Below are 23509 nucleotides of genomic sequence, written 5' to 3' on the forward strand. Positions count from 1 at the left end.
TTAAGCGTGCTGATATGGCTCAGTTGGTAGAGCGCACCCTTGGTAAGGGTGAGGTCCCCAGTTCGACTCTGGGTATCAGCACCACTTTATTTAAAGTGGGTTTAGAAGTTCGGCAGAAAAAAGAATTTGCTTGGCGGCAATAGCGCGGTGGTCCCACCTGACCCCATGCCGAACTCAGAAGTGAAACGCCGTAGCGCCGATGGTAGTGTGGGGTCTCCCCATGCGAGAGTAGGACACTGCCAAGCATCAAATAAAACAACAAGCCTCATGCGAAAGCATGGGGCTTTTTGTTTTGTCTGTTATTTGGTGTTCTGCTCGAGCATGGGCATGCGAAAGGCCCGTCGGGAACGGGCCTTAACGCCGCTTGCGGCGGCCCCGCAGGGGAGAGTCTCAGGATGAGACGAATACTGTAGGACACTGCCAAGCATCAAATAAGCCAAGAGGCCATCCGAAAGGATGGCCTTTTTGCTTTAGAGCTTCTCATCTCCCGCGCCGATATCCTGGCGATCCTCGCGCAATGAAACATTTTCACCTTTCCGTTGAATGCTCGACAGAGACGAAAAAAAACGCTATCTTCGGGCATCTAGAAGTCTAAACGTATAAATGGATGTGTGAGGGTTAAGCAATGCCGATTCGTGTTCCTGATGAGTTACCTGCGGTCAATTTCTTGCGCGGTGAGAATGTCTTCGTGATGACATCCTCGCGGGCAAAAACACAGGAAATCAGGCCACTGAAAGTGCTGATCCTCAACCTGATGCCAAAGAAGATCGAAACGGAAAACCAGTTTCTGCGTCTGTTGTCCAACTCGCCGCTGCAGATTGATATCCAGCTGTTGCGCATCGACAGCCGCGAATCGAAGAACACGCCGGCCGAGCATCTGAACAACTTCTACTGCGACTTCGAGGATATCCAGAATGAGAACTTCGATGGCCTGATCGTCACCGGTGCGCCGCTGGGGCTGGTTGATTTCTGCGATGTTGCCTACTGGCCGCAGATCGAACGGGTCATTGACTGGGCCAAAAACCATGTCACCTCTACGCTGTTCGTGTGCTGGGCAGTACAAGCGGCGTTGAACATCCTGTACGGCATTCCCAAGATGACGCGCGAAGTGAAGCTCTCCGGCGTTTATCCGCACCAAACGCTGCAGCAGCATGCGTTGCTGACGCGCGGCTTCGACGAAAGCTTCCTGGCGCCGCATTCACGTTATGCCGATTTCCCGACCGAGGTGATTCGCCAATATACCGACCTGGATATTCTGGCCGAATCCGAGCAGGCCGGTGCCTATCTGTTCGCCAGCAGGGATAAGCGCCTGGCGTTTGTCACCGGCCATCCTGAGTATGATGCACTGACCCTGGCCGGGGAGTATTGTCGCGACAACGAAGCTGGCCTCGATCCTGCCGTACCGCTCAACTACTTCCCCGATGACAACCCCGCACTGACACCGAAAGCCACCTGGCGCAGCCATGGCCACCTGCTGTTTTCCAATTGGCTCAACTATTACGTCTACCAGATCACGCCTTACGATCTGCGCCATATGAATCCGACTCTCGACTGATCTTTTCTGCCTGCCGGCGGCTGAATCGAGGCCGCCGCGCTGTTGATCCTCTGTACGATCCTCTTTTTACCCGCCACTTTTCCTAAAAAACCATTGGCCAACAGCGCGTTAGCCTGTCTTCGCGATTCTATTGGAACCGGTTTCCTTACCTGCTGGTTATGTTATTTGTTCTAACCAATTGATAATAAAGTGTTAATAAAATATTTAATAATAAAATGGAAATGGTTTTTGATTTTTATTTTTTGTTGAGTATTCTTAGAGCTATCGGGATGAGATCTGACCAGTTTAGGATCGTTTCATCCGCCCTGATCCACAGTGATTTCTGATGAAAATGCGCCGGTCGCTCGGGCGCAATGATGGGAAGGAGCAAGGTCATGACGCAACAGATAGCAGGCACGGAGTTAAGGTTTACCCAGGGTTTCGCCGCTGCGGAGCGCCAGGTATTAACGGATGAAGCGGTTGAATTCCTGGCGGAACTGGTGAGGAAATTCACGCCGCGGCGCAATGAGCTGCTGGCGGCGCGTGCCCGCTGGCAGCAAAATATCGATCGCGGCGAGCTGCCTGGATTTATTTCGGAAACCAATTCCATTCGTGAAGGCGACTGGCAGATCCGCGGCATCCCGCAAGACTTGCGCGATCGCCGGGTCGAGATCACCGGGCCGGTAGAACGCAAGATGGTGATCAATGCGTTGAACGCCAACGTAAAAGTATTTATGGCGGACTTCGAAGACTCCCTGGCGCCAAGCTGGGACAAAGTCATCGACGGTCAAATCAACCTGCACGATGCGGTTAACGGCACCATCTCCTACACCAACGAAGCCGGCAAGATCTACCAGCTGAAACCGAATCCGGCGGTGTTGATCGCTCGTGTCCGCGGCCTGCATTTGCCGGAAAAACACGTGCTGTGGCGTGATGAAGCCATTCCCGGCGGCCTGTTCGATTTCGCGCTGTATTTTTATCACAACTATCGCCAGCTGTTGGCCAAGGGCAGCGGCCCGTATTTCTACCTGCCGAAAACCCAGTCCTGGGAAGAAGCGGCCTGGTGGAGCGATGTCTTCAGCTTTACCGAGGATCGTTTCGATCTGCCACGCGGCACCATCAAGGCGACCGTGCTGATCGAAACCCTGCCGGCGGTGTTCCAGATGGACGAGATCCTCTATCACCTGCGCGATCACATCGTCGGCCTGAACTGCGGCCGCTGGGATTACATCTTCAGCTACATCAAAACGCTGAAGAACCACGGCGATCGCGTGCTGCCTGATCGTCAGTCGGTGACCATGGAGAAACCTTTCCTCAGCGCCTATTCACGTCTGTTGATCAAAACCTGTCATAAGCGCGGCGCCTTCGCCATGGGCGGCATGGCGGCGTTTATCCCGAGCAAAGACGCTGAGAAAAACGCCTGGGTGCTGAACAAGGTGCGGGCGGACAAAGAGCTGGAGGCCAACAATGGCCACGACGGCACCTGGGTGGCGCACCCGGGGCTGGCGGACACGGTGATGGATGTGTTCGGCAAGGCATTGGGCGATCGCCAGAATCAGCTGGACGTGATGCGTGAGCAGGATGCGCCAATCAGCGCCGCGCAGCTGTTGGAACCATGCGACGGCGAACGCACCGAAGCGGGGATGCGCGCCAATATCCGCGTGGCGGTGCAGTACATCGAAGCCTGGATCTCCGGCAACGGCTGCGTGCCTATCTATGGGTTGATGGAAGATGCCGCGACGGCGGAGATCTCCCGTACCTCTATCTGGCAGTGGATCCACCACGAGAAGAGCCTGAACGACGGGCGCCCGGTCACCAAGGCGCTGTTCCGCCAGATGTTGCAAGAAGAGATGTTGGTGGTGCGTGAAGAAGTAGGGGAAGCGCGCTTTAACGCCGGCCGGTTCGAAGAGGCGGCGGGCCTGATGGAGCGCATCACCACGCAAGATGAATTAATCGATTTCCTGACGTTGCCCGGCTATGAGCTGCTGGCCTGAACTTTCCCAATCAACCCTACATGAATGAAAGGATAAAAATTATGTCTACCTCTCGCTCTCAACAGATCCAGCAGCTGGAACAGGAATGGAAATCGGCCCGTTGGGAAGGCATCACCCGCCCTTACAGCGCCGAAGACGTGATCAACCTGCGCGGTTCGGTCAACCCGGAATGCACCCTGGCGCAAAACGGCGCCGCCAAACTGTGGGCGTTGCTGAACGGCAAGGCGCGCAAAGGCTACGTGAACTGCCTGGGCGCGCTGACCGGCGGCCAGGCGCTGCAGCAGGCTAAAGCCGGCGTCGAGGCTATCTACCTGTCCGGCTGGCAGGTGGCGGCCGACGCCAACAGCGCGGCGGCCATGTACCCTGACCAGTCGTTGTATCCGGTGGACTCGGTGCCGAAGGTGGTCGAGCGCATCAACAACACCTTCCGCCGCGCCGATCAGATCCAGTGGGCGAACCAGATTGAGCCGGGCAGCAAAGGCTACACCGATTACTTCCTGCCGATTGTCGCCGATGCGGAAGCCGGCTTCGGCGGCGTGCTGAACGCCTTCGAGCTGATGAAAGCGATGATCACCGCCGGCGCCGCCGGGGTGCACTTCGAAGACCAGTTGGCGGCGGTGAAGAAATGCGGTCATATGGGCGGCAAAGTACTGGTGCCGACACAGGAAGCGATCCAGAAGCTGGTCGCCGCTCGCCTGGCGGCCGACGTGCTCGGCGTGCCGACGCTGGTGATCGCCCGTACCGACGCCGATGCGGCCGACCTGCTGACGTCCGATTGCGATCCGTATGACAGCGCCTTCGTCACCGGCGAGCGCACGGCGGAAGGCTTCTTCCGCACCCATGCAGGCGTCGAGCAGGCGATCAGCCGCGGCCTGGCCTATGCCCCTTACGCCGATATGGTGTGGTGCGAAACCTCAACGCCGGATCTGGATGCCGCTCAGCGCTTCGCCGACGCCATTCACGCCAAATACCCGGGCAAGCTGCTGGCCTACAACTGCTCGCCGTCGTTCAACTGGAAGAAGAACCTCGACGATCAGACCATCGCGCGCTTCCAGCAGGCGCTGTCGGACATGGGCTACAAGTATCAGTTCATCACGCTGGCGGGCATCCACAGCATGTGGTTCAACATGTTCGACCTGGCGCACGCCTATGCGCAGGGCGAGGGCATGAAACACTACGTAGAGAAGGTGCAGCAGGCGGAGTTCGCCGCGGTGGATCGCGGTTACACCTTTGCGTCGCACCAGCAGGAGGTGGGCACCGGCTACTTCGACAAGGTCACCACCATCATTCAGGGCGGCGCCTCTTCGGTCACCGCGCTGACCGGTTCGACGGAAGAACAGCAGTTCTGATGCGGCAAGCTTGAAGACGTTTCACCCGGAGCCTGCATGCGCAGGCTTCTTTTTCTGGCGGGGGTAAGGATGGCGGCAAAACTGGAGTTGTTGATCGCACAGACGATCCTGCAGGGCTTCGATGCGCAGTATGGCCGCTTTCTGGAGGTGACCGCCGGCGCGCAGCAGCGCTTCGAGCAGGCGGACTGGCCGGCGGTGCAGCAGGCGATGAAAAAGCGCATCCATCTGTATGACCATCACGTCGGCCTGGTGGTGGAGCAGCTCAAATGCATCACCGGGCAGAAATATTTCGACGCCGACTTCCCCAGCCGGGTCAAAGCGGTTTATATCGATCTGCTGCCGGACTACCCGCGTTTCGAGATAGCCGAAAGCTTTTTTAACTCGGTCTACTGCCGGCTGTTCAAGCATCGCGATCTGACGCCGGACAAGCTGTTCGTGTTCAGTTCGCAACCGGAACGGCGCTTTCGCGACATTCCGCGTCCGCTGGCGCGCGATTTCACCTCCAATGGCGATCTGCCGGCGATGCTGCGCAGCGTGCTGAGCGATCTGCCGCTGCGGTTGCCGTGGGAAGATTTGACGCGCGATATTCGCTATATCACCCAGGCGCTGCAGCGCGCCTTCAGTCCGCAGCAACTGGCGGGGGCCACCTTTCAGATCGCCAACGAACTGTTCTATCGCAACAAAGCCGCCTGGCTGGTCGGCAAGCTGCGCCTGGCTGACGGCGTTTATCCGTTCTTGCTGCCGATCCACCACAGCGAGTCGGGCGCGCTGTTTATCGATGCCTGCCTGACCGGTAAGGCTGAGGCCAGCATCGTCTTCGGCTTCGCCCGTTCTTATTTCATGGTCTACGCGCCGCTGCCGGCGGCGATGGTCGAGTGGCTGCGCGAGATCCTGCCGGGCAAGACCACCGCCGAGCTGTACATGGCGATCGGCTGCCAGAAGCACGGCAAAACTGAATGCTACCGCGAATACCTGACCTTTATGGCGCAGTCGCAGGAGCAGTTCATCATCGCGCCGGGGGTGAAGGGCATGGTGATGCTGGTGTTTACTCTGCCGTCCTTCGATCGGGTGTTTAAAGTGATCAAGGACGAATTCGCCCCGCAAAAAGAGGTGACGCAGGCGCAGGTGATGGCTTGCTATCAGCTGGTGAAAGAGCACGATCGCGTCGGGCGTATGGCGGATACCCAGGAGTACGAAAATTTCGTCGTCGACAAGGCGCGCCTCAGCCCGGAACTGTTGGCGGAGCTGCGGCGCGAAGTGCCGGGCAAACTGGAAGATCTCGGCGATCGCATTGTGATTAAGCACCTGTATATGGAACGGCGCATGACGCCGCTGAATCTGTATCTGGAGCAGGCCAACGACCAGCAGATGCGCGATGCGATTGAAGAGTACGGCAACGCGATCAAGCAGTTAGCCGCCGCCAATATCTTCCCCGGCGACATGCTGTTCAAGAACTTTGGCGTGACGCGCCACGGGCGGGTGGTGTTCTATGACTACGACGAGATTTGCTACATGACCGAGGTCAACTTCCGCGATATCCCGCCGCCGCGTTATCCGGAAGATGAGTTGGCCAGCGAGCCGTGGTACAGCATCGCGCCCAACGACGTGTTCCCGGAAGAGTTCCGCCACTTTCTGTGCGGCGATCGGCGCATTCGGCAGGTGTTTGAAGAGCTGCACAGCGATCTGTTTACCGCGGAGTATTGGCGCGGGTTGCAGCAGCGCATCCGCGAAGGGCATGTGGAAGACGTATTTGCTTATCGCAAGAAGCAGCGGTTCAGCCAGCGCAGCGGGGCGGCGCTGCCGGCCGCCACCGCTGCGATGTAAATCAGGCCTCGGCGCCCGCGACGGCGGCGCGCGCCAGTTCAGTGATGCGCGCGTAGTCGCCGCTTTCGAGCGCGTCCGCCGGCACCAGCCAGGAGCCGCCGATGCACAGCACGCTTTTCAGCGCCAGATAGCTGCGGTAGTTGTCCGGCGAGATGCCGCCGGTCGGGCAAAAACGCACCTGCGGGAACGGGCCGCCGATCGCCTGCAGCGCTTTTACGCCGCCGTTGGCTTCCGCCGGGAAGAATTTAAACTCGCGCAGGCCGTAATCCATGCCCTGCATCAGTTCGGAAACGGTGCTGATGCCCGGGATCAAGGGAATGGAACCGGCGGTGGCGGCTTTGAGCAGCTCGTCGGTCAGACCTGGGCTGATGGCGAACTGCGCACCGGCTTCGGTCACTTCCCGCAGCTGCTGCGGATTGATCACCGTACCGGCGCCGATGATCGCTTCCGGCACCTCTTGGGCGATGGCGCGAATGGCGTCCATGGCGCAGGCGGTGCGCAGCGTCACCTCCAGCACCCGCACACCGCCGGCGACCAACGCTTTCGCCAACGGCACCGCATGTTCCAGCTTGTTGATCACGATGACCGGCACCACCGGCCCCGCCGTCAGGATCTGCTCGGCGCTTGTTGTCCACTTGTTCATGCTGACGTTCTCCTCTGTGGCCGCCGCCAGGCGGCGATGCGGCCAGGCTATCGATTAAAATTTGATGCAGCAGGCGCCCTGCTCGGCGCCTGACAGCTGGCTGCGCAGCGCGCCGAACAGCTCGCGGCCGCAGCCGATGTGTTCCGCGCTCAGATCGGGTTGGCATGGCGTGCGCCGCGCCAACTCGTCGGCGTCGACCAGCACCTGCAGTTCGCCGCTGCGGCCGTTGACGCGGATCGGATCGCCGTCGCGCACTTTCGCCAGCAGGCCGCCGGTATAGGCTTCCGGGGTGACGTGAATGGCGGAAGGCACCTTGCCGGAGGCGCCGGACAGGCGGCCGTCGGTCACCAGCGCCACTTTGAAGCCGCGATCCATCAACACGCCCAGCGGCGGCATCAGCTTGTGCAGCTCCGGCATGCCGTTGGCCTGCGGCCCCTGGAAGCGCACCACCACCACGCAATCGCGATCCAGCTTGCCGGCTTCGAACGCCGACACGATATCGTGCTGGCTGTCGAACACCACCGCCGGCGCTTCGATGATCTGGTTGTCGGCGGGCACCGCCGAGGTTTTCATCACCGCGCGGCCCAGATTGCCGGCCATCACTTTGGTGCCGCCGTGATGTTCAAACGGCTGGGCCACGCTGGCGATCACGCTGGCGTCGAGCGAGCCGGCCACGCCTTCGCGCCATACCAATTGGCCGTTGTCCAGCCACGGTTCCTGGGTGTAGCGGCGCAGGCCGAAACCGGCCACGGTATGCACGTCTTCGTGCAGCAGGCCGTGTTGCAGCAGCTCACGCACCACCAGCGGCACGCCGCCGGCGGCCTGGAATTGGTTGATGTCGGCCGGGCCGTTCGGGTAGATGCGGCACAGCAGCGGCACCGCCTCCGACAGCTCCGAGAAATCATCCCAGGTGATGATGATGCCCGCCGCGCGTGCCATCGCCACCAGATGCATGGTCAGGTTGGTTGAGCCGCCGGTCGCCAGCAGCGAGACGATGCCGTTCACCACCACTTTCTCGTCCACCAGGCGGCCGATCGGCAGGTAGTTGCCGGCGGTGTCGGTCAGTCGGGTCACCTGGCGCGCGGCGGCGTCGTTCAGCGCATCGCGCAGCGGCGTGTCAGGATGGACGAAGGAGGCGCCCGGCAGATGCAAACCCATCACTTCCATCACCATCTGGTTGGTGTTGGCGGTGCCGTAGAAGGTGCAGGTGCCGATGCCGTGATAAGAGGCAGCCTCGGCTTCCAGCAACGCCAAACGGTCGGCTTTGCCCTCGGCGTACAGCTGGCGCACGCGCACTTTTTCCTTGTTCGGCAGGCCGCTGCTCATCGGGCCGGCCGGCACGAACAGCGCGGGCAGGTGGCCGAAGGAGAGGGCGGCCATCACCAGCCCCGGCACGATCTTGTCGCAGATGCCGAGGAACAGCGCGCCGTCGAACATATTGTGCGACAGGCCGACGGCGGCCGACATGGCGATCACGTCACGGCTCATCAGCGACAGCTCCATGCCGTCCTGCCCCTGCGTCACGCCGTCGCACATCGCCGGCACGCCGCCGGCCACCTGGCCCACGGCGCCCACCGCCTTCAGCGCCTGTTTCAGCCGCTGTGGGTAATGTTCGTACGGCTGGTGGGCCGACAGCATGTCGTTGTAGGCGGTGATGATGGCGATATCGCTGCGCACCATGTTTTTCAGCGACGCCTTGTCATCGGGCTGACAGGCGGCGAAACCGTGGGCCAGGTTGCCGCAGGCGAGCTGCGCGCGGTGGACGGTTTGGGAGCGGGCCGCCTCGATACGCGCCAGATAGGCGGCGCGGCTGGCCTGGGAACGGTCGATGATGCGCTGTGTGACACGGGACAAGGTTGGATTAATCATGCCTTCCTCACATTGCTGTTGTTATAGTCGCCGCCTGTGGCGGTGCCCCCGGGGGTGATTTGCAGCCCTGGTGTGCAAGGCCGGGGGCGATTTAGGATTTAAAACATCGTGAATGCAATCATGCCGATGGCGCCGCCGACGCTGCCCAGAATGGTTTCCATCACCGTCCAGGTTTTCAGCGTTTGCAGTTCGTTGGCGCCGGTGAATTTGCCGAACAGCCAGAAGCCGGCGTCGTTGACGTGGCTCAGCACGATGGAGCCGCCGGCAATGCAGATGGCCAGCGCGGCCAGTTGCCCGCCGCTGAGCCCAAGCTGGCTGGTGACCGGCAGCACCAGGCCGACGGTGGTCAGGCAGGCGACGGTGGCCGAGCCCTGGATCACCCGCACCATGGCGGACAACGCGAATGCGGCTACGGCGATCGGCAGGCCGGCGCCGATCATGGCGTCACCCAGCGCCGGCCCGACGCCGGAATCCACCAGGATCTGCTTGAACACTCCGCCGGCGCCGGTCATCAGCAGGATGATCCCGGCCGGCTGCACCGCGGCGGAGCAGATGGCCAGGGTCTGTTCGTTGCTCATGCCGCGCGGTTTCGCCAGGCCGTAAATCACGATCAGGCAGGCCAGCAGGATGGCGGTGAACGGGTGGCCGATAAACTCCAGCCACTGCTGCAGCTGCGAACCGGGGGTGACCAGCCGCGCGCCGATGGTTTTCATGCCGACCAGCACCAGCGGGCACAGCACTAGCGCCAGGCTGAAGCCGAACGACGGCAGATTGCCCTTGGTCAGCGTCGGCTCATTCTCTTCCGGCGGCATCGGCCAGTTGACGAAGCGGCTGATAAAGCTGCCGTACAGCGGGCCGGCGATCAGCATGCCGATCACCGCCGCCACCAGGCCGATGGCGATCATCCAGCCGAAATCGGCCTTCATCTGCGACGCCAGCAGCATCGGCACCGGCCCCGGCAGCAGGAAGGAGGCGGCGGCGGCCACGCCGGCGAACAGCGGAATAGCCAGCTTGACGATATTGCCGTCGGTGCGGCGCGCCACGGCGAATACGATGCCGATCAGCAGCACCACCGCCACGTCGAAGAACAGCGGCAGCGCGCAGATCAGCCCGGCGATGCCGAGCGCGTAGTGCGCCTTGCTTTGTCCGAATCGTTTCAGCAATTGCGCCGCAATTTGATCGAGCGCGCCGACCTCATGCAGGATCTTGCCGAACATCGCCCCGAGCGCCACCACGATCGCCAGGAAGCCCAGCGTGTCGCCCATGCCTTTTTGCATGGTGTCGGCGATGTGTTCCAGCGGCATGCCGGAGAAAATGCCGGCGGCGATGGACACCAGCATCAGCGCGACGAAGGCGTGCATGCGCGCCTTCATCACCAGGAATAACAGCAGTAAAACCGAGCCGACTGCGGTACCGACCAGCGTTACGGTACTCACGCGCACACGTCCTGCGGCAGGAAGCTTTGGATATGGCGCACGGTATCGGCGATCACCGCATCCAGCGGCTGATTGATGTCGATCGCCATCACGTCGTTCTCGTCGGCGCCCGGTTGCTCCAGCGCGGCGAACTGGGTGACCAGCATCTGCGGCTTGAAGAAGTGGCCGTTGCGCGCCGCCAGGCGGGATTCGATCACCGGGAACTCACCGTGCAGATAGATGAATGACAGGTTGCCGTTGCCGGCGCGCAGGCGGTCGCGATACTGCTTTTTCAACGCCGAGCAGACGATGATCGACACGTTGTTGGTGCGCTGCATGGCGAAGGCGGCGTCGTTGAGCGCGGCCAGCCACGGCGCGCGATCGTCGTCGTTCAACGCCTCGCCGGCGGCCATCTTCAGGATGTTGCTGCGTGGGTGCAGGAAGTCGCCGTCGAGGAAGCCGGCGGAGAGTTGGCGGGCCGCAGCGGCGGCGACGGCGGACTTGCCGCTGCCGGAAACGCCCATAACGACGTAAATGCGATTTTGATTGTTGGTCATGGCTTGGCTCCAAAACACCGGGTGACGTTACCTTCGTTCAGTTTGTTTGTTACCGGTAACATGTTATCGGTAACATTGTCGAAGGAAGTTTGAGCGGTTGCAATGGGCTTTCGCCGTGAGGATCGTTAACTGTGATCGGCTTCAAGCTTTTTTCCTGTGCGCTAAACAGGATGCCGACAGCCTGTTACATGCTGACAACAGAGCATGGCAGGGGAGCAGGGGCGCACTGGGCGCCCCTCGGATGAGCGGGATTAGCGCACGCCGCCGTAGGCCAGGCTGATCTCTTTCGCCGCGTGGATCACCAGCGCGCCCAGCTCGATCACGCGATCGTCGGTGATGCGCGACACCGGGCCGGAGATGGAAATGGCGGCGAAGGCTTCGCGGTGCTCGTCGAAGATGCAGGCCGCCACGCAGCGCAGCCCGAGCGCGTGCTCTTCGTCGTCAAAGGAGAAGCCCTGCTTGCGGATCTGCGCCAGCCCCTCTTTCAGGTTGTGTGGCGTCAGGGTATGCGGCGTGTAGGTGTGCATGCCTTTCTTGTGCAGCAGTTTGGTCACCTGATCGTCCGGCAGGGTGGCGAGGAACGCTTTACCGGCGCCGGAGGCGTGCATCGGCAGTTTGCCGCCGATCGGCGCCGACATGCGCATCAGCGCTGTGCACTGCACCTGATCGATGATGATCGCCTGGTACTCGCTGGTATCCAGTACCGCCAGGTTGACGGTCTCGCCGGACTCTTCCATCAGGCGGCGCAGCGTCGGATGCACCATCGCCAGCAGGTTGCGGCTTTGCAGGAAGCTGCTGCCGACCACAAAGGCGTGCGAGCCGATGGTCCACAGGCCGAGATCGCCGACCTGGCGCACGAATCCCTGCTGCTGCATGGTGGTGAGCAGGCGGTGAGTGGTGGAGTTCGGCAGGCCGGCCTGCTGGGCCAGATCGGTCAGGGCCACGTTGCCCTGGGCTTCCGAAATGTATTCCAACAGTTTCAGGCCACGGGTCAACGATTGTACCTGACCGGTCGCCGCACTGGCGGCGGGGGCTGCTGCGCGGGGCTTCTTGCCGCGCTTGGCGGGAGCAGGGGTGGCCATGGGTGAGATTCCTTTTTCCGTATGATGGAATTCATTTTCGTTTTTTGTCGATAAATTGCAAGCCGCCGTCAGCTCATCGGAGGTGTTGGCGCACAACCTGAAAAACTCTCAATTGCCGCCTGGCCCTTTGTCCTTACAAGCTGTGCTAGGATGACTCGTTGGTTTTTGCGGCAGTTGAGCAATGGGCTGGATGGCAATGGAAGGGGTTACAGTGACGAATCGAGTAGAACAACTGCGCCGCCAGTTAGCGCAGCGCATTTTGGTGTTGGACGGCGGCATGGGCACCATGATCCAGAGCTATCGCCTGGACGAGCGCGATTTCCGCGGTGAGCGTTTCGCCGATTGGCGCAGCGATCTGAAAGGCAATAACGATCTGCTGGTGCTGACCAAGCCGGAAGTGATCACCGCCATTCATTACGCCTATCTTGAGGCGGGCGCCGATATCCTTGAGACCAATACCTTCAACTCCACCTCCATCGCCATGGCTGACTACCACATGGAGTCGCTGTCCGCCGAGATTAACTATCAGGCCGCCTGCCTGGCGCGCGCCTGCGCCGACGAATGGACGGCGCGCACGCCGGAAAAACCGCGCTACGTCGCCGGGGTGCTGGGGCCGACCAACCGCACCGCGTCCATCTCGCCGAACGTCAACGATCCGGCATTTCGCAACATTTCGTTCGATGAACTGGTGGCGGCGTACCGCGAATCGACCCGCGCGCTGGTGGAGGGCGGCGTCGATCTGATCATGATCGAAACCATCTTCGACACCCTGAACGCCAAGGCCGCCGCTTTTGCGGTGGAAACCGAATTCGAAGCGCTGGGGGTGGAACTGCCGATCATGATTTCCGGCACCATCACCGACGCCTCCGGCCGCACCCTGTCCGGCCAGACCACCGAAGCGTTTTACAATTCGCTGCGCCACGTCAAGCCGCTGACCTTCGGCCTGAACTGCGCCCTGGGGCCGGATGAGCTGCGTCAGTACGTCGCCGAGCTGGCGCGCATCTCGGAGACCTACGTCACCGCGCACCCGAACGCCGGTTTGCCGAACGCCTTCGGCGAGTACGATCTGGATGCGGCCGAGATGGCGCGCCAGGTCGGGGAGTGGGCGCAGGCCGGCTTCCTCAATATCATCGGCGGCTGCTGCGGCACCACGCCGGAACATATCGCCGCGATGGCCAAGGCGGTCGAGGGCGTGCCGCCGCGCCGGCTGCCGGAGCTCCCGGTCGCCTGCCGCCTGGCCGGTCTGGAACCGCTGACCATCGACGCCAACACGCTGTTCGTCAACGTCGGCGAGCGCACCAACGTCACCGGTTCGGCACGTTTCAAGCGTTTGATCAAAGAAGAGAAATACAACGAGGCGCTCGACGTGGCGCGCCAGCAGGTCGAGAGTGGCGCGCAGATCATCGATATCAACATGGACGAGGGGATGCTCGACGCCGAAGCGGCGATGGTGCGCTTCCTCAACCTGATCGCCGGCGAGCCGGATATCGCCCGGGTGCCGATCATGATCGACTCCTCCAAGTGGTCCGTTATCGAGAAAGGCCTGAAGTGCATTCAGGGCAAGGGCATCGTCAACTCGATCTCGATGAAGGAGGGCGAAGAGGCCTTTATCCACCACGCCCGGCTGGTGCGCCGCTATGGCGCCGCGGTGGTGGTGATGGCGTTCGACGAAGTGGGCCAGGCGGACACGCGCGAGCGCAAGTTCGAGATCTGTCGCCGCGCCTATAAAATTTTGACCGAACGCGTCGGTTTCCCGCCGGAAGACATCATTTTCGACCCGAACATCTTCGCCGTCGCCACCGGCATCGAAGAGCACAACAACTACGCCGTCGACTTTATCGAAGCCTGCGCCGACATCAAAACCCACCTGCCGCACGCGATGATCTCCGGCGGCGTGTCTAACGTGTCGTTCTCGTTCCGCGGCAACGATCCGGTGCGCGAGGCGATCCACGCGGTGTTCCTGTATCACGCCATTCGCAACGGCATGGACATGGGCATCGTCAACGCCGGGCAGCTGGCGATTTACGACGATCTGCCTGGCGAGCTGCGCGAGGCGGTAGAGGACGTGATCCTCAACCGTCGCGAGGACGGCACCGAACGCCTGCTGGAGCTGGCGGAAAAGTACCGCGGCAGCAAAGACGGCGAAGCGGCGGTGCAGCAGGCGGAGTGGCGCGGTTGGCCGGTGGAAAAGCGGCTGGAGTATTCGCTGGTGAAGGGCATCACCGAGTTTATCGAACTGGACACCGAAGAAGCGCGGCAGCAGGCCGAACGCCCGATCGAAGTGATCGAAGGGCCGCTGATGGCGGGGATGAACGTGGTCGGCGATCTGTTCGGCGAGGGCAAGATGTTCCTGCCGCAGGTGGTGAAATCCGCCCGCGTGATGAAGCAGGCGGTGGCCTACCTGGAACCGTACATCGAGGCCAGCAAGCAGCAGGGCACCTCCGCGGGGAAAATCCTGTTGGCGACGGTGAAGGGCGACGTGCACGACATCGGCAAGAACATCGTCGGCGTGGTGCTGCAGTGCAACAACTATGAAATCGTCGATCTGGGCGTGATGGTGCCGACGGAGAAAATCCTGCGCACCGCGCGCGAGGAGAATGTCGACATCATCGGCCTGTCGGGGCTGATCACGCCGTCGCTCGACGAGATGGTCAACGTGGCCAAAGAGATGGAGCGCCAGGGCTTTACGCTGCCGCTGCTGATCGGCGGCGCCACCACCTCCAAGGCGCACACCGCGGTGAAAATCGAGCAGAACTACAGCGGCCCGACCACCTACGTGCAAAACGCCTCGCGCACCGTGGGCGTGGTGGCGGCGCTGCTGTCCGCCACCCAGCGCGATGAGTTTGTGGCGCGCACCCGCAAAGAGTATGAAACGGTGCGCATTCAGCACGCGCGCAAAAAACCGCGCACGCCGCCGGTCGATTTGCACAAGGCGCGCGCCAACGCCATGGCGCTGGACTGGGCCGACTATCAGCCGCCGGCGCCACGGCAGCTTGGCGTCTTCCCGGTGTCGGCAGGCATCGAGACGCTGCGCCATTATATCGACTGGACGCCGTTCTTCATGACCTGGTCGCTGGCGGGCAAATACCCGCGCATCCTGGAAGACGAGGTGGTGGGGGAAGAGGCCAAGCGTCTGTTCCACGACGCCAATCAGATGCTGGATCGGCTGGCCGCCGAGCGCAGCCTCAACCCGCGCGGCGTTTACGGCCTGTTCCCGGCCAACCGCGTCGGCGACGACGTGGAAGTGTACCGCGACGAACAGCGCGGCGAGGTGCTGGCGGTGAGCCGCCATCTGCGCCAGCAGACGGAAAAAACCGACTTCCCGAACTATTGTCTGGCGGACTTTGTGGCGCCGAAAAGCAGCGGTAAGGCCGACTACTTCGGTGCCTTCGCGGTGACCGGCGGGCTGGAGGAGGACGCACTGGCCGCGGCGTACGACGCACAGCACGACGATTACAACAAAATCATGGTCAAGGCGTTGGCGGATCGTCTGGCGGAGGCTTTCGCTGAATACCTGCACGAACAGGTGCGCAAGTTGCACTGGGGTTATGCCGCCGACGAGAACCTGAGCAACGAAGAGCTGATCCGCGAAAACTATCAGGGCATCCGGCCGGCGCCGGGCTACCCGGCCTGCCCGGAGCACACCGAAAAAGCAACCATCTGGCAGCTGCTGGACGTCAACCGCCACACCGGCATGGAACTGACGGAGTCCTTCGCCATGTGGCCGGGGGCGGCGGTGTCCGGCTGGTACTTCAGCCATCCTGAGAGCAAGTACTTCGCGGTGGCGCAGATCCAGCGCGATCAGGTGGAAGACTATGCGGCGCGTAAAGGGATGAGCGTGAGCGAGGTCGAACGCTGGCTGGCGCCAAACCTCGGCTACGACGCCGACTGACCTTCCTCTTTAAGGGCGCAGCGATGCGCCCTTGTCATTTACAGCGCTTCCACATCGATGTGCAGCGCGTCGTACCGCCAATACTCCAGGTCGCAATCGATCACCCGGTCATGTTGATCGCGATTCACCCGCGTAATGAACAGCGCCGGGCTGCCGTAGGTCACCTTCAGCATGGCGGCGGCCTGCTGCGGCAGCAGGGTGGGCAGCATGTCGAAACGTACCCGGCCGTAGTGAATGCCGTAGCGTGCGGCGTACAGCGCGGTCAGCGACTGGGTCAGATCTTCGTCCAGAATGCCGGGGAAATAGGCCGGATTGAGGTAGTGCTCGCAGTACAGCACCGCGCGCCCGTCGATGTAGCGCAGCCGGCGAATGCGATAGGCCTCGGCGCCGGGGGGAAGCGCCAGGCGGCCGGCCAGCGGCGCGTCGAGCGTGACGACCGCGCTGTCGATCGCTTCGGTATGCGCGGCGCGCCCCTGTTGCTGCGCCATGGCGTGAAAATGGCTGCGCTGCAGCGGGTTATAGATCAGACGTGGCGGCGAGATAAACCAGCCGCGCCGCATCTGGCGGTAGATGACGCCCTGCGCCTCCAGCTGGCCGAGCGCCTCCTGCAGGGTAATTCGGGTGGTGGCGAACTGTTCGCTCAGGGCGCGCTCGGAGGGCAGCTTGCCGCCCGCGGCGAACTCGCCGGCGGTGATGCGGGCGTGCAGCGTTTGGCAGATGGTGGCGACGGTCGTCGGTGCTTCACTCATACAGCGGGTGTCCCGTTTCAGTGCGTTTGGCCTTTAAGGTAGACCAGCGTCGCGTTTTCGCCGTTGCAATGGGTGATAAAACTGTCGCTTTTTTAAGCTGACATATAATTATCACATTCGTCCGTTAGATTGGTTTGGTCCTTGCTGGACTAGTCCAGCCATCCCCACACTACCACCTGGAGCATCAGTTATGAAACGTTTGTGCGCTTCTGTGTTAACCAGTGCCATCGTGTTATCCAGCCAGATGAGCTGGGCCGCGGATACCGATCTGGCGGCGCTGGAGCAGGCCGCGAAGAAAGAAGGCGAAGTCAACAGCGTCGGCATGCCGGACAGCTGGGCCAACTGGAAAGGCACCTGGCAAGATCTGTTGAGCAAATACGGCCTGAAGCATGTCGATACCGACATGAGCTCCGCGCAGGAGATCGCCAAATTTGATGCGGAAAAGAACAACGCCACGGCGGACATCGGTGACGTCGGCGCGGCCTTCGGCCCGGTGGCGGTGCAGAAGGGCGTAACGCAGCCGTACAAACCCTCCACCTGGGATCAGGTGCCGGAGTGGGCGAAAGACAAAGACGGCCACTGGGCGCTGGCTTACACCGGCACCATCGCCTTCATCATTAACAAGCAACAGGTGAAAGACATCCCGCACAGCTGGGCCGATCTGCTCAAGGGCAGCTATCAGGTCACCATCGGCGACGTCGGCACCGCGTCGCAGGCGGCCAGCGGCGTGCTGGCGGCCACTTATGCGATGGGCGGCAACGAGAAAAACCTCAAGCCGGGCCTGGAATTCTTCGGCAAGCTGGCCAAGGCCGGCCGCCTGAGCCTGAGTAACCCGGTGATCGCATCGCTGGAGAAAGGGGAAGTGCAGGTCGGCGTGGTATGGGACTTCAACGGTCTGAACTACCGCGATCAGATCGACAAAACCCGCTTTGAAGTGCTGATCCCGTCGGACGGCTCGATCACTTCCGGCTACACCACCATCATCAACAAATACGCCAAGCACCCGAACGCCGCCAAGCTGGCGCGCGAATACATCTTCTCCGACGCCGGTCAGATCAACCTGGCGCGCGGCTATGCCCGCCCGATCCGCGCCGAACATCTGACGCTGCCGGACGACGTCAAGGCCAAGCTGCTGCCGGCCGAGCAGTACAAGAATGCGCACCCGATCGCCGATCCGGCGGCCTGGGAACAGAGCGCCAAAGCGTTGCCGCGCCTGTGGCAGGAAAACGTCATTATGTTTATGCAGCAGTGAGTTAACGCACCATGAAAACGATCCTCGTGCTGCTGGACGGCCTCAACTACCGGGTGGCGCACGACGCCATGGGGTATCTGCAGGCCGAATGCGCGGCGGGACGCGGGCGGTTGTACCTGCTGGAGAGCGAGTTGCCCTCGCTCTCCCGGCCGCTGTATGAATGCATCCTCACCGGCGTCACGCCGGTGGAGAGCGGCGTGGTGCACAACCACGTCTCGCGCCTTTCTCATCAACAAAGCGTGTTTCATTACGCGCGCGCCGCCGGGCTGACCACCGCCGCCGCCGCGTATCATTGGTTCAGCGAATTGTATAACCGCACGCCGTTCGACGCCGCGCGCGACCGCCATACCGACGCCCCCGAGCTGCCGATTCAGCACGGGCATTTCTATTACGACGACGGCTATCCCGACAGCCATCTGTTCGACGACGCCGAAAGCCTGCGTCTGCGTCATCAGCCGGATTTCCTGCTGATCCACCCGATGAACATCGACGACGCCGGCCACCGCTTCGGCCTCTCTTCGCCGCAGTACCGCAACGCGGCGCGGCGCGCCGACGGCTCGCTGTCGCGCTACCTGCCCGAGTGGCTGGCGGCCGGTTATCAGGTGCTGGTCACCGCCGACCACGGCATGAACGACGATCGCAGCCACGGCGGGGTGTTGCCGGAAGAGCGCCAGGTGCCGCTGTTCGTGTTCGGCGCGGGCTTCAGCCTGGACGACGCCGATCCGCAGCAAACCGAGCTGTGCGGCACGATCTGCGATCTGCTGCAGGCGCCGCACGACAAGCCGCGCTGCCGGGCGCTGCTGGCGCAGGATGCGCGATGAACAGCAAAACCAAATGGATCGCCGCGCTGTGCCTGCTGCCGTTTATCGTGCTGTTCGGCGCGTTTCAGATCGCCCCGCTGGTGTGGATCGCCGTTCACAGCTTTTTCAGCGAGACCGGCGGCTGGGGATGGGGCAACTATGTCGATATCCTCACCTCGCCGTTCTACCTGCAGGCCTTTCAGTTCTCGCTGGAGATCTCGCTGTGGTCGAGCGTCTACGGCTTGCTGATTGCATTAGTGGGCAGTTACTCACTTCGCCAGCTCGGCCAGACCCGCTTTCATGACTTCGTGATGTCGTTCACCAACATGACCAGCAACTTCGCCGGGGTGCCGCTGGCGTTCGCCTTCGTCATTCTGCTGGGGTTGAACGGCTGCCTGACGCTGCTGCTGCGCAAATACGGCCTGATGGAGAGCTTCAACCTCTATTCGAAGAGCGGCCTGATCGTGCTGTATACCTACTTCCAGATCCCGCTCGGGGTGCTGCTGCTGTATCCGGCGTTCGACGCGCTGCGCGCCGATTGGCGTGAGTCGGCGGCGCTGCTCGGCGCCGGCCCCTGGCGCTACTGGCGGCATATCGGCCTGCCGGTGCTGGCGCCGGCGCTGATGGGCACCTTCGTCATCCTGCTGGCCAATGCGCTGGGCGCCTACGCCACGGTGTACGCGCTGACCACCGGCAACTTCAACGTGATCCCGATCCGCATCTCGGCGCTGGTGGCGGGGGACATCTCCCTCGATCCGAATCTGGCCAGCGCGCTGGCGATGCTGCTGGTGGTGATGATGGCGTTTATCACGGTGATCCACCAATGGATGCTGCGCAGGAGTTACCTCAATGCGCGCTCATAACCGGCTGGAGAATGCTCATGTCGCGTGTTGAACGCTTGTACCACCGCACGGTGACCGGCCTGCTGCTGTTGATCCTGCTGCTGCCGCTGGCGGCGACGCTGATTTACGCGCTGGCTACCCAGTGGGGCGCCACCATTTTGCCGGACGGTTTTACCCTGAAGTGGCTGACGGCGCTGTGGAGCGATCCGCGCTTTTTGCAGGCGCTGTGGCACTCGCTGCTGATCTGCTTCGGCACGCTGCTGCTGTCGGTGGTGGTGATCCTGCCGGCGATGTTTGTGATCGCTTACTACTTCCCCAAGCTGGACGCGGTGATGAACGTGCTGATTCTGCTGCCGTTCGCCGTGCCGCCGGTGGTGTCGGCGGTGGGGCTGATGCAACTGTTCGCCGCCGATCCGCTGCCGCTGCTCGGCACCCCCTGGATTTTGGTGGGTTGCTATTTCACCATCGCGCTGCCGTTTATCTACCGCGCTATCAGCAACAACATGCAGGCGATCAACCTGCGCGATCTGATGGACGCCGCGCACTTGCTCGGCGCCAGTACCTGGCGGGCGGCGCTGTGGGTGGTGCTGCCGAATCTGCGCAAGGGCGGAACGATCGCCGTGCTGCTGTCGTTCTCGTTCCTGATCGGCGAGTTCGTGTTCGCCAACCTGCTGGTGGGCAGCCAGTATGAAACGCTGCAGGTCTATCTGTTCAATATGCGCAACGGCAGCGGGCATTTCACCAGCGCGCTGGTCATCTCCTATTTCGCCGTGGTGCTGTTCGTCACCTGGCTGGCGAACCTGCTGAATAAAAACAAGGGTTAACCCGATGGCTTATCTCAACGTCACTCGCCTGAACAAACACTATGGCCAGACCCAGGTGTTTCAGGATATCGATTTCACCGCCGAAGAGGGGGAGTTCGTCACCCTGCTGGGGCCGAGCGGCTGCGGCAAGTCGACGCTGTTGCGCTGTCTGGCCGGCCTGACTCCGGTCGACAGCGGGCAAATTTTACTGCAGGGCCAGGATCTGGTGCCGCTGGCGCCGCAAAAGCGCGGCATCGGCATGGTGTTCCAAAGCTATGCGCTGTTTCCCAATATGACGGTGGAAGGCAACGTGGCCTTCGGCCTGAAAATGCAGAAGCTGGCGGCCGGGCAGATCGGCCAGCGGGTGCAGGAGGTGCTGGCGCTGGTGGAGCTGAGCGATCTGGCGAAGCGCTATCCGCACCAGCTGTCGGGCGGCCAGTGTCAGCGCGTGGCGCTGGCGCGATCGCTGGTCACGCGCCCGCGTCTGCTGTTGCTCGACGAACCGCTGTCGGCGCTGGATGCGCGCATTCGCAAACATCTGCGCGAGCAGATCCGGCGCATTCAACGCGAGCTGAACCTGACGGCGATCTTCGTCACCCACGATCAGGAAGAGGCGCTGACCCTGTCGGATCGCATCGTCCTGATGAACAAGGGGCAGATCGTGCAGAGCGGTGATGCGGAAACCCTGTATACCCAGCCGGCGGACGCCTTCGCCGCCGGTTTTATCGGCAACTATAACCTGCTGAGCGCCGAACAGGCCGGCCGGCTGACCGGGCGCAGCTATGCCGGCAAGGTGGCGATCCGCCCAGAGTCTATCGGCCTGTTGCCGGCCGGACAGGGGATCGGCGGGGTGATCCTTGGTCACAGTTTGCTCGGGAATGTGGTACGCTATCGGATTCAGGTTCGCGAGGTAGAGTTGCTGGTTGACGTGCTCAACCGTTCGGTGGCCGATCTGCGGCCCGACGGCGCGGAAATTGGGCTACACTTGGAACCAGTTGTATTGCGGGAAGTTGCATGACTTCGCAGCGCGGCGCCGGGGCTCTCCCACCGCCGCCTTAACCCTTCTCTTCTGCGGTCTGCCGCCCGCCCGCTGTCCTGCCAGACCCACGCCCGGCAGGCGGGACCGCGCGCTGTACCCGTCATCCTTTGGCTCGCCTCTCTGCGTCGCGTGACAGGCGTCGGGTATCAGCCTCCTTTGGCCGGGCGTTAATGGAGCGTATCTTCCGTGCTGACCCTTCTTCACCTGCTTTCGTCCGTGGCGCTGTTGGTGTGGGGCACCCACATCGTGCGCACCGGGATCATGCGGGTTTACGGCGCCAATCTGCGGCGCGTGTTGAGCGACAGCGTTGAGAAAAAACCGCTGGCGTTCGTTTCCGGCATCGGCGTGACCGCGCTGGTGCAAAGCAGCAACGCCACCGCGCTGCTGGTGACCTCTTTCGTCGCGCAGGGGCTGGTGGGGCTGGCGCCTGCGCTGGTGATCATGCTGGGCGCCGACGTCGGCACCGCGCTGATGGCGCGCGTGTTGACCTTCGATCTTTCCTGGCTGTCGCCGCTGCTGATCTTGGTCGGCGTCTTCCTGTTCCTCAGCCGCAAACAGATGCGGATCGGCCAGATCGGACGCGTCTTGATCGGCCTTGGGCTGATCGTGCTGGCGCTGGAACTGATCGTCGCCGCCGCCACGCCGATCACCCAGGCGGCCGGGGTGAAAGTGCTGTTCTCGTCGCTGACCGGCGATGTGATGCTGGACGCCCTGACCGGCGCGCTGTTCGCCATCGTCAGCTATTCCAGCCTGGCCGCGGTGCTGCTGACCGCCACCCTGACCGCCACCGGCGTGATTTCGCTGAAGGTAGCGCTCTGTCTGGTGATCGGCGCCAACCTCGGCAGCGGCCTGCTGGCGATGATCAACGCCAGCGGCCAGAACGCCGCCGGGCGGCGCGTGGCGCTAGGCAGCCTGCTGTTCAAATTGGTGGGCTGCATCCTGGTGTTGCCGTTCGTCTCCTATCTGGCGGATGTGATGGCTCAGCTGCCGGGCGGCAGCGAAGAGCTGGTGATCTATTTCCACGTGTTCTACAACCTGATCCGTTGTCTGGTGATGATCCCGTTGGCCGGGCCGATGGCGACGCTGTGCGAACGGCTGATCGTCGACGTGGCGGCCGACGACCCGCGCATGCGGCCGCGTCATCTGGATGCCAGCGCGCTGGATACGCCGACGCTGGCGCTGGCCAACGCGGCGCGCGAAACGCTGCGCATGGGCGACGTGGTGGAACACATGATGATCCTGCAGCGCGAAGTGCTGCACGGTAAGCAAGGCGTGGATAAAGAGGTGCGGCGACTCGACGATGACGTCGACGTGCTGTACACCGCCATCAAGCTGTATCTGGCGCAGATCCAGAAGGAAGATCTGGGCGAGGAAGATTCGCGCCGCTGGGCGGAAATCATCGAAATGGCGCTCAACCTGGAACAGGCGGGCGACATCATCGAGCGCATGGCCGGCGACGTGGGCGCCAAATCGCACGCCGCGCGCCGCGCCTTCTCGGCGGAAGGATTGGCGGAACTGGACGGGCTGCACGAACGGCTGATCGGCAACCTGCGTCTGGGGCTGTCGGTGTTCCTGTCCGGCGACGTCACCAGCGCCAAACGCCTGCGTCGTTCCAAGCACCGCTTCCGCATTCTGGATCGCCGCTACGCGCATGCGCACGTCGATCGTTTGCATCAGCAAAACGTGCAGAGCATCGAGACCAGTTCGCTGCATTTGGGATTGTTGGGAGACATGAAGCGCCTGAACTCGCTGTTTTGCGCCGTGGCCTACAACGTGTTGGATCAGGATGCGAAAGACGACGATCGCGACTGGGAAGACACCCCAAGCACGCTGTAAAAAAAACGCCCCCGGTTTTAACCGGGGGC

At 62.1% G+C, this 23509-nt stretch carries 17 protein-coding genes, 1 tRNA gene and 1 rRNA gene; 13 read left to right on the top strand and 6 right to left on the bottom strand.

The window, feature by feature from the left end:
* Positions 1-8 precede the first annotated feature (8 nt).
* From WFM45_RS15140 to aceK, 6 genes are all read left to right on the top strand, one after another.
* Positions 9-84 (top strand) — tRNA-Thr (locus WFM45_RS15140).
* Positions 85-129: 45 nt separating this feature from the next.
* Positions 130-245 (top strand): 5S ribosomal RNA (gene rrf, locus WFM45_RS15145).
* A 380-nt stretch (positions 246-625) separates the two neighbouring features.
* Positions 626-1555, top strand: coding sequence for a homoserine O-acetyltransferase MetA (gene metA / locus WFM45_RS15150; protein ID WP_004936623.1), 930 nt, complete (start codon positions 626-628; stop codon positions 1553-1555).
* 374 nt (positions 1556-1929) lie between these two features.
* On the top strand, positions 1930-3528 hold the full coding sequence (gene aceB / locus WFM45_RS15155; protein ID WP_336956297.1) for a malate synthase A: 1599 nt from the start codon (positions 1930-1932) through the stop codon (positions 3526-3528).
* Between the two features lie 41 nt (positions 3529-3569).
* Positions 3570-4877 carry an isocitrate lyase gene (gene aceA / locus WFM45_RS15160; protein ID WP_004936630.1) on the top strand — a complete coding sequence of 436 codons (1308 nt, stop codon included), beginning with the start codon at positions 3570-3572 and terminating at the stop codon, positions 4875-4877.
* Positions 4878-4946: 69 nt separating this feature from the next.
* On the top strand, positions 4947-6701 hold the full coding sequence (aceK, locus tag WFM45_RS15165; RefSeq protein ID WP_033631950.1) for a bifunctional isocitrate dehydrogenase kinase/phosphatase: 1755 nt from the start codon (positions 4947-4949) through the stop codon (positions 6699-6701).
* Position 6702: 1 nt separating this feature from the next.
* Here aceK and WFM45_RS15170 read toward each other — a convergent pair whose 3' ends face one another.
* The 5 genes from WFM45_RS15170 to iclR form a co-directional block, all read right to left on the bottom strand.
* Positions 6703-7344, bottom strand: coding sequence for a bifunctional 4-hydroxy-2-oxoglutarate aldolase/2-dehydro-3-deoxy-phosphogluconate aldolase (locus tag WFM45_RS15170; protein WP_004936635.1), 642 nt, complete (start codon positions 7342-7344; stop codon positions 6703-6705).
* 54 nt (positions 7345-7398) lie between these two features.
* Entirely contained in the window at positions 7399-9213 is a 1815-nt protein-coding gene (gene edd / locus WFM45_RS15175) for a phosphogluconate dehydratase (RefSeq protein ID WP_336956299.1), read from the bottom strand.
* Between the two features lie 98 nt (positions 9214-9311).
* Positions 9312-10649 carry a gluconate transporter gene (gene gntU / locus WFM45_RS15180; RefSeq protein WP_015379253.1) on the bottom strand — a complete coding sequence of 446 codons (1338 nt, stop codon included), beginning with the start codon at positions 10647-10649 and terminating at the stop codon, positions 9312-9314.
* Positions 10646-11185, bottom strand: coding sequence for a gluconokinase (gene gntK / locus WFM45_RS15185; protein WP_004936645.1), 540 nt, complete (start codon positions 11183-11185; stop codon positions 10646-10648). Before gntK ends, gntU begins: the two co-directional genes overlap by 4 nt.
* A 251-nt stretch (positions 11186-11436) precedes the next feature.
* On the bottom strand, positions 11437-12267 hold the full coding sequence (gene iclR / locus WFM45_RS15190; protein WP_004936648.1) for a glyoxylate bypass operon transcriptional repressor IclR: 831 nt from the start codon (positions 12265-12267) through the stop codon (positions 11437-11439).
* Between the two features lie 196 nt (positions 12268-12463).
* On the opposite strand from iclR, the gene metH reads away from it, so the two are divergent.
* Positions 12464-16159 (top strand): methionine synthase, encoded by a 3696-nt coding sequence (metH, locus tag WFM45_RS15195; protein WP_206189159.1) that lies wholly within the window; start codon positions 12464-12466, stop codon positions 16157-16159.
* Positions 16160-16197: 38 nt separating this feature from the next.
* On the opposite strand, the gene WFM45_RS15200 is transcribed toward metH, so the two are convergent.
* On the bottom strand, positions 16198-16908 hold the full coding sequence (locus WFM45_RS15200; RefSeq protein ID WP_048325688.1) for a UTRA domain-containing protein: 711 nt from the start codon (positions 16906-16908) through the stop codon (positions 16198-16200).
* Between the two features lie 190 nt (positions 16909-17098).
* Between WFM45_RS15200 and WFM45_RS15205 the strand changes: the two genes are divergently transcribed.
* The 6 genes from WFM45_RS15205 (at position 17099) to WFM45_RS15230 (ending at position 23480) form a co-directional block, all read left to right on the top strand.
* Positions 17099-18160, top strand: a complete 1062-nt coding sequence (locus WFM45_RS15205; protein WP_033631954.1) for an ABC transporter substrate-binding protein — start codon at positions 17099-17101, stop codon at positions 18158-18160.
* An 11-nt stretch (positions 18161-18171) separates the two neighbouring features.
* A complete protein-coding gene (locus WFM45_RS15210; protein WP_021505156.1) occupies positions 18172-18981 on the top strand; it encodes an alkaline phosphatase family protein in 810 nt (269 codons plus the stop codon).
* Positions 18978-19823 (top strand): ABC transporter permease, encoded by an 846-nt coding sequence (locus WFM45_RS15215; RefSeq protein ID WP_033631955.1) that lies wholly within the window; start codon positions 18978-18980, stop codon positions 19821-19823. Before WFM45_RS15210 ends, WFM45_RS15215 begins: the two co-directional genes overlap by 4 nt.
* A gap of 17 nt (positions 19824-19840) precedes the next feature.
* Positions 19841-20626, top strand: a complete 786-nt coding sequence (locus tag WFM45_RS15220) for an ABC transporter permease (RefSeq protein ID WP_336956309.1) — start codon at positions 19841-19843, stop codon at positions 20624-20626.
* Positions 20627-20630: 4 nt separating this feature from the next.
* Positions 20631-21623, top strand: a complete 993-nt coding sequence (locus WFM45_RS15225; protein ID WP_033631956.1) for an ABC transporter ATP-binding protein — start codon at positions 20631-20633, stop codon at positions 21621-21623.
* Between the two features lie 207 nt (positions 21624-21830).
* Positions 21831-23480, top strand: coding sequence for a Na/Pi cotransporter family protein (locus WFM45_RS15230; RefSeq protein WP_004936675.1), 1650 nt, complete (start codon positions 21831-21833; stop codon positions 23478-23480).
* The last annotated feature ends 29 nt before the right edge of the window (positions 23481-23509 follow it).

The sequence above is a fragment of the Serratia sp. KG1D genome (genome assembly GCF_037150675.1).
In the GTDB taxonomy this organism is placed as follows: Bacteria; Pseudomonadota; Gammaproteobacteria; order Enterobacterales; family Enterobacteriaceae; genus Serratia; species Serratia nematodiphila.

What these genes read in the sequence shown, in the direction of transcription:
- metA (WP_004936623.1), top strand. Translation starts at nt 626, where the DNA reads ATGCCGATTCGTGTTCCTGATGAGTTACCTGCGGTCAATTTCTTGCGC.
- aceB (WP_336956297.1), top strand. Translation starts at nt 1,930, where the DNA reads ATGACGCAACAGATAGCAGGCACGGAGTTAAGGTTTACCCAGGGTTTC.
- aceA (WP_004936630.1), top strand. Translation starts at nt 3,570, where the DNA reads ATGTCTACCTCTCGCTCTCAACAGATCCAGCAGCTGGAACAGGAATGG.
- aceK (WP_033631950.1), top strand. Translation starts at nt 4,947, where the DNA reads ATGGCGGCAAAACTGGAGTTGTTGATCGCACAGACGATCCTGCAGGGC.
- WFM45_RS15170 (WP_004936635.1), bottom strand. Translation starts at nt 7,344, where the DNA reads ATGAACAAGTGGACAACAAGCGCCGAGCAGATCCTGACGGCGGGGCCG.
- edd (WP_336956299.1), bottom strand. Translation starts at nt 9,213, where the DNA reads ATGATTAATCCAACCTTGTCCCGTGTCACACAGCGCATCATCGACCGT.
- gntK (WP_004936645.1), bottom strand. Translation starts at nt 11,185, where the DNA reads ATGACCAACAATCAAAATCGCATTTACGTCGTTATGGGCGTTTCCGGC.
- iclR (WP_004936648.1), bottom strand. Translation starts at nt 12,267, where the DNA reads ATGGCCACCCCTGCTCCCGCCAAGCGCGGCAAGAAGCCCCGCGCAGCA.
- metH (WP_206189159.1), top strand. Translation starts at nt 12,464, where the DNA reads ATGGAAGGGGTTACAGTGACGAATCGAGTAGAACAACTGCGCCGCCAG.
- WFM45_RS15200 (WP_048325688.1), bottom strand. Translation starts at nt 16,908, where the DNA reads ATGAGTGAAGCACCGACGACCGTCGCCACCATCTGCCAAACGCTGCAC.
- WFM45_RS15205 (WP_033631954.1), top strand. Translation starts at nt 17,099, where the DNA reads ATGAAACGTTTGTGCGCTTCTGTGTTAACCAGTGCCATCGTGTTATCC.
- WFM45_RS15210 (WP_021505156.1), top strand. Translation starts at nt 18,172, where the DNA reads ATGAAAACGATCCTCGTGCTGCTGGACGGCCTCAACTACCGGGTGGCG.
- WFM45_RS15215 (WP_033631955.1), top strand. Translation starts at nt 18,978, where the DNA reads ATGAACAGCAAAACCAAATGGATCGCCGCGCTGTGCCTGCTGCCGTTT.
- WFM45_RS15220 (WP_336956309.1), top strand. Translation starts at nt 19,841, where the DNA reads ATGTCGCGTGTTGAACGCTTGTACCACCGCACGGTGACCGGCCTGCTG.
- WFM45_RS15225 (WP_033631956.1), top strand. Translation starts at nt 20,631, where the DNA reads ATGGCTTATCTCAACGTCACTCGCCTGAACAAACACTATGGCCAGACC.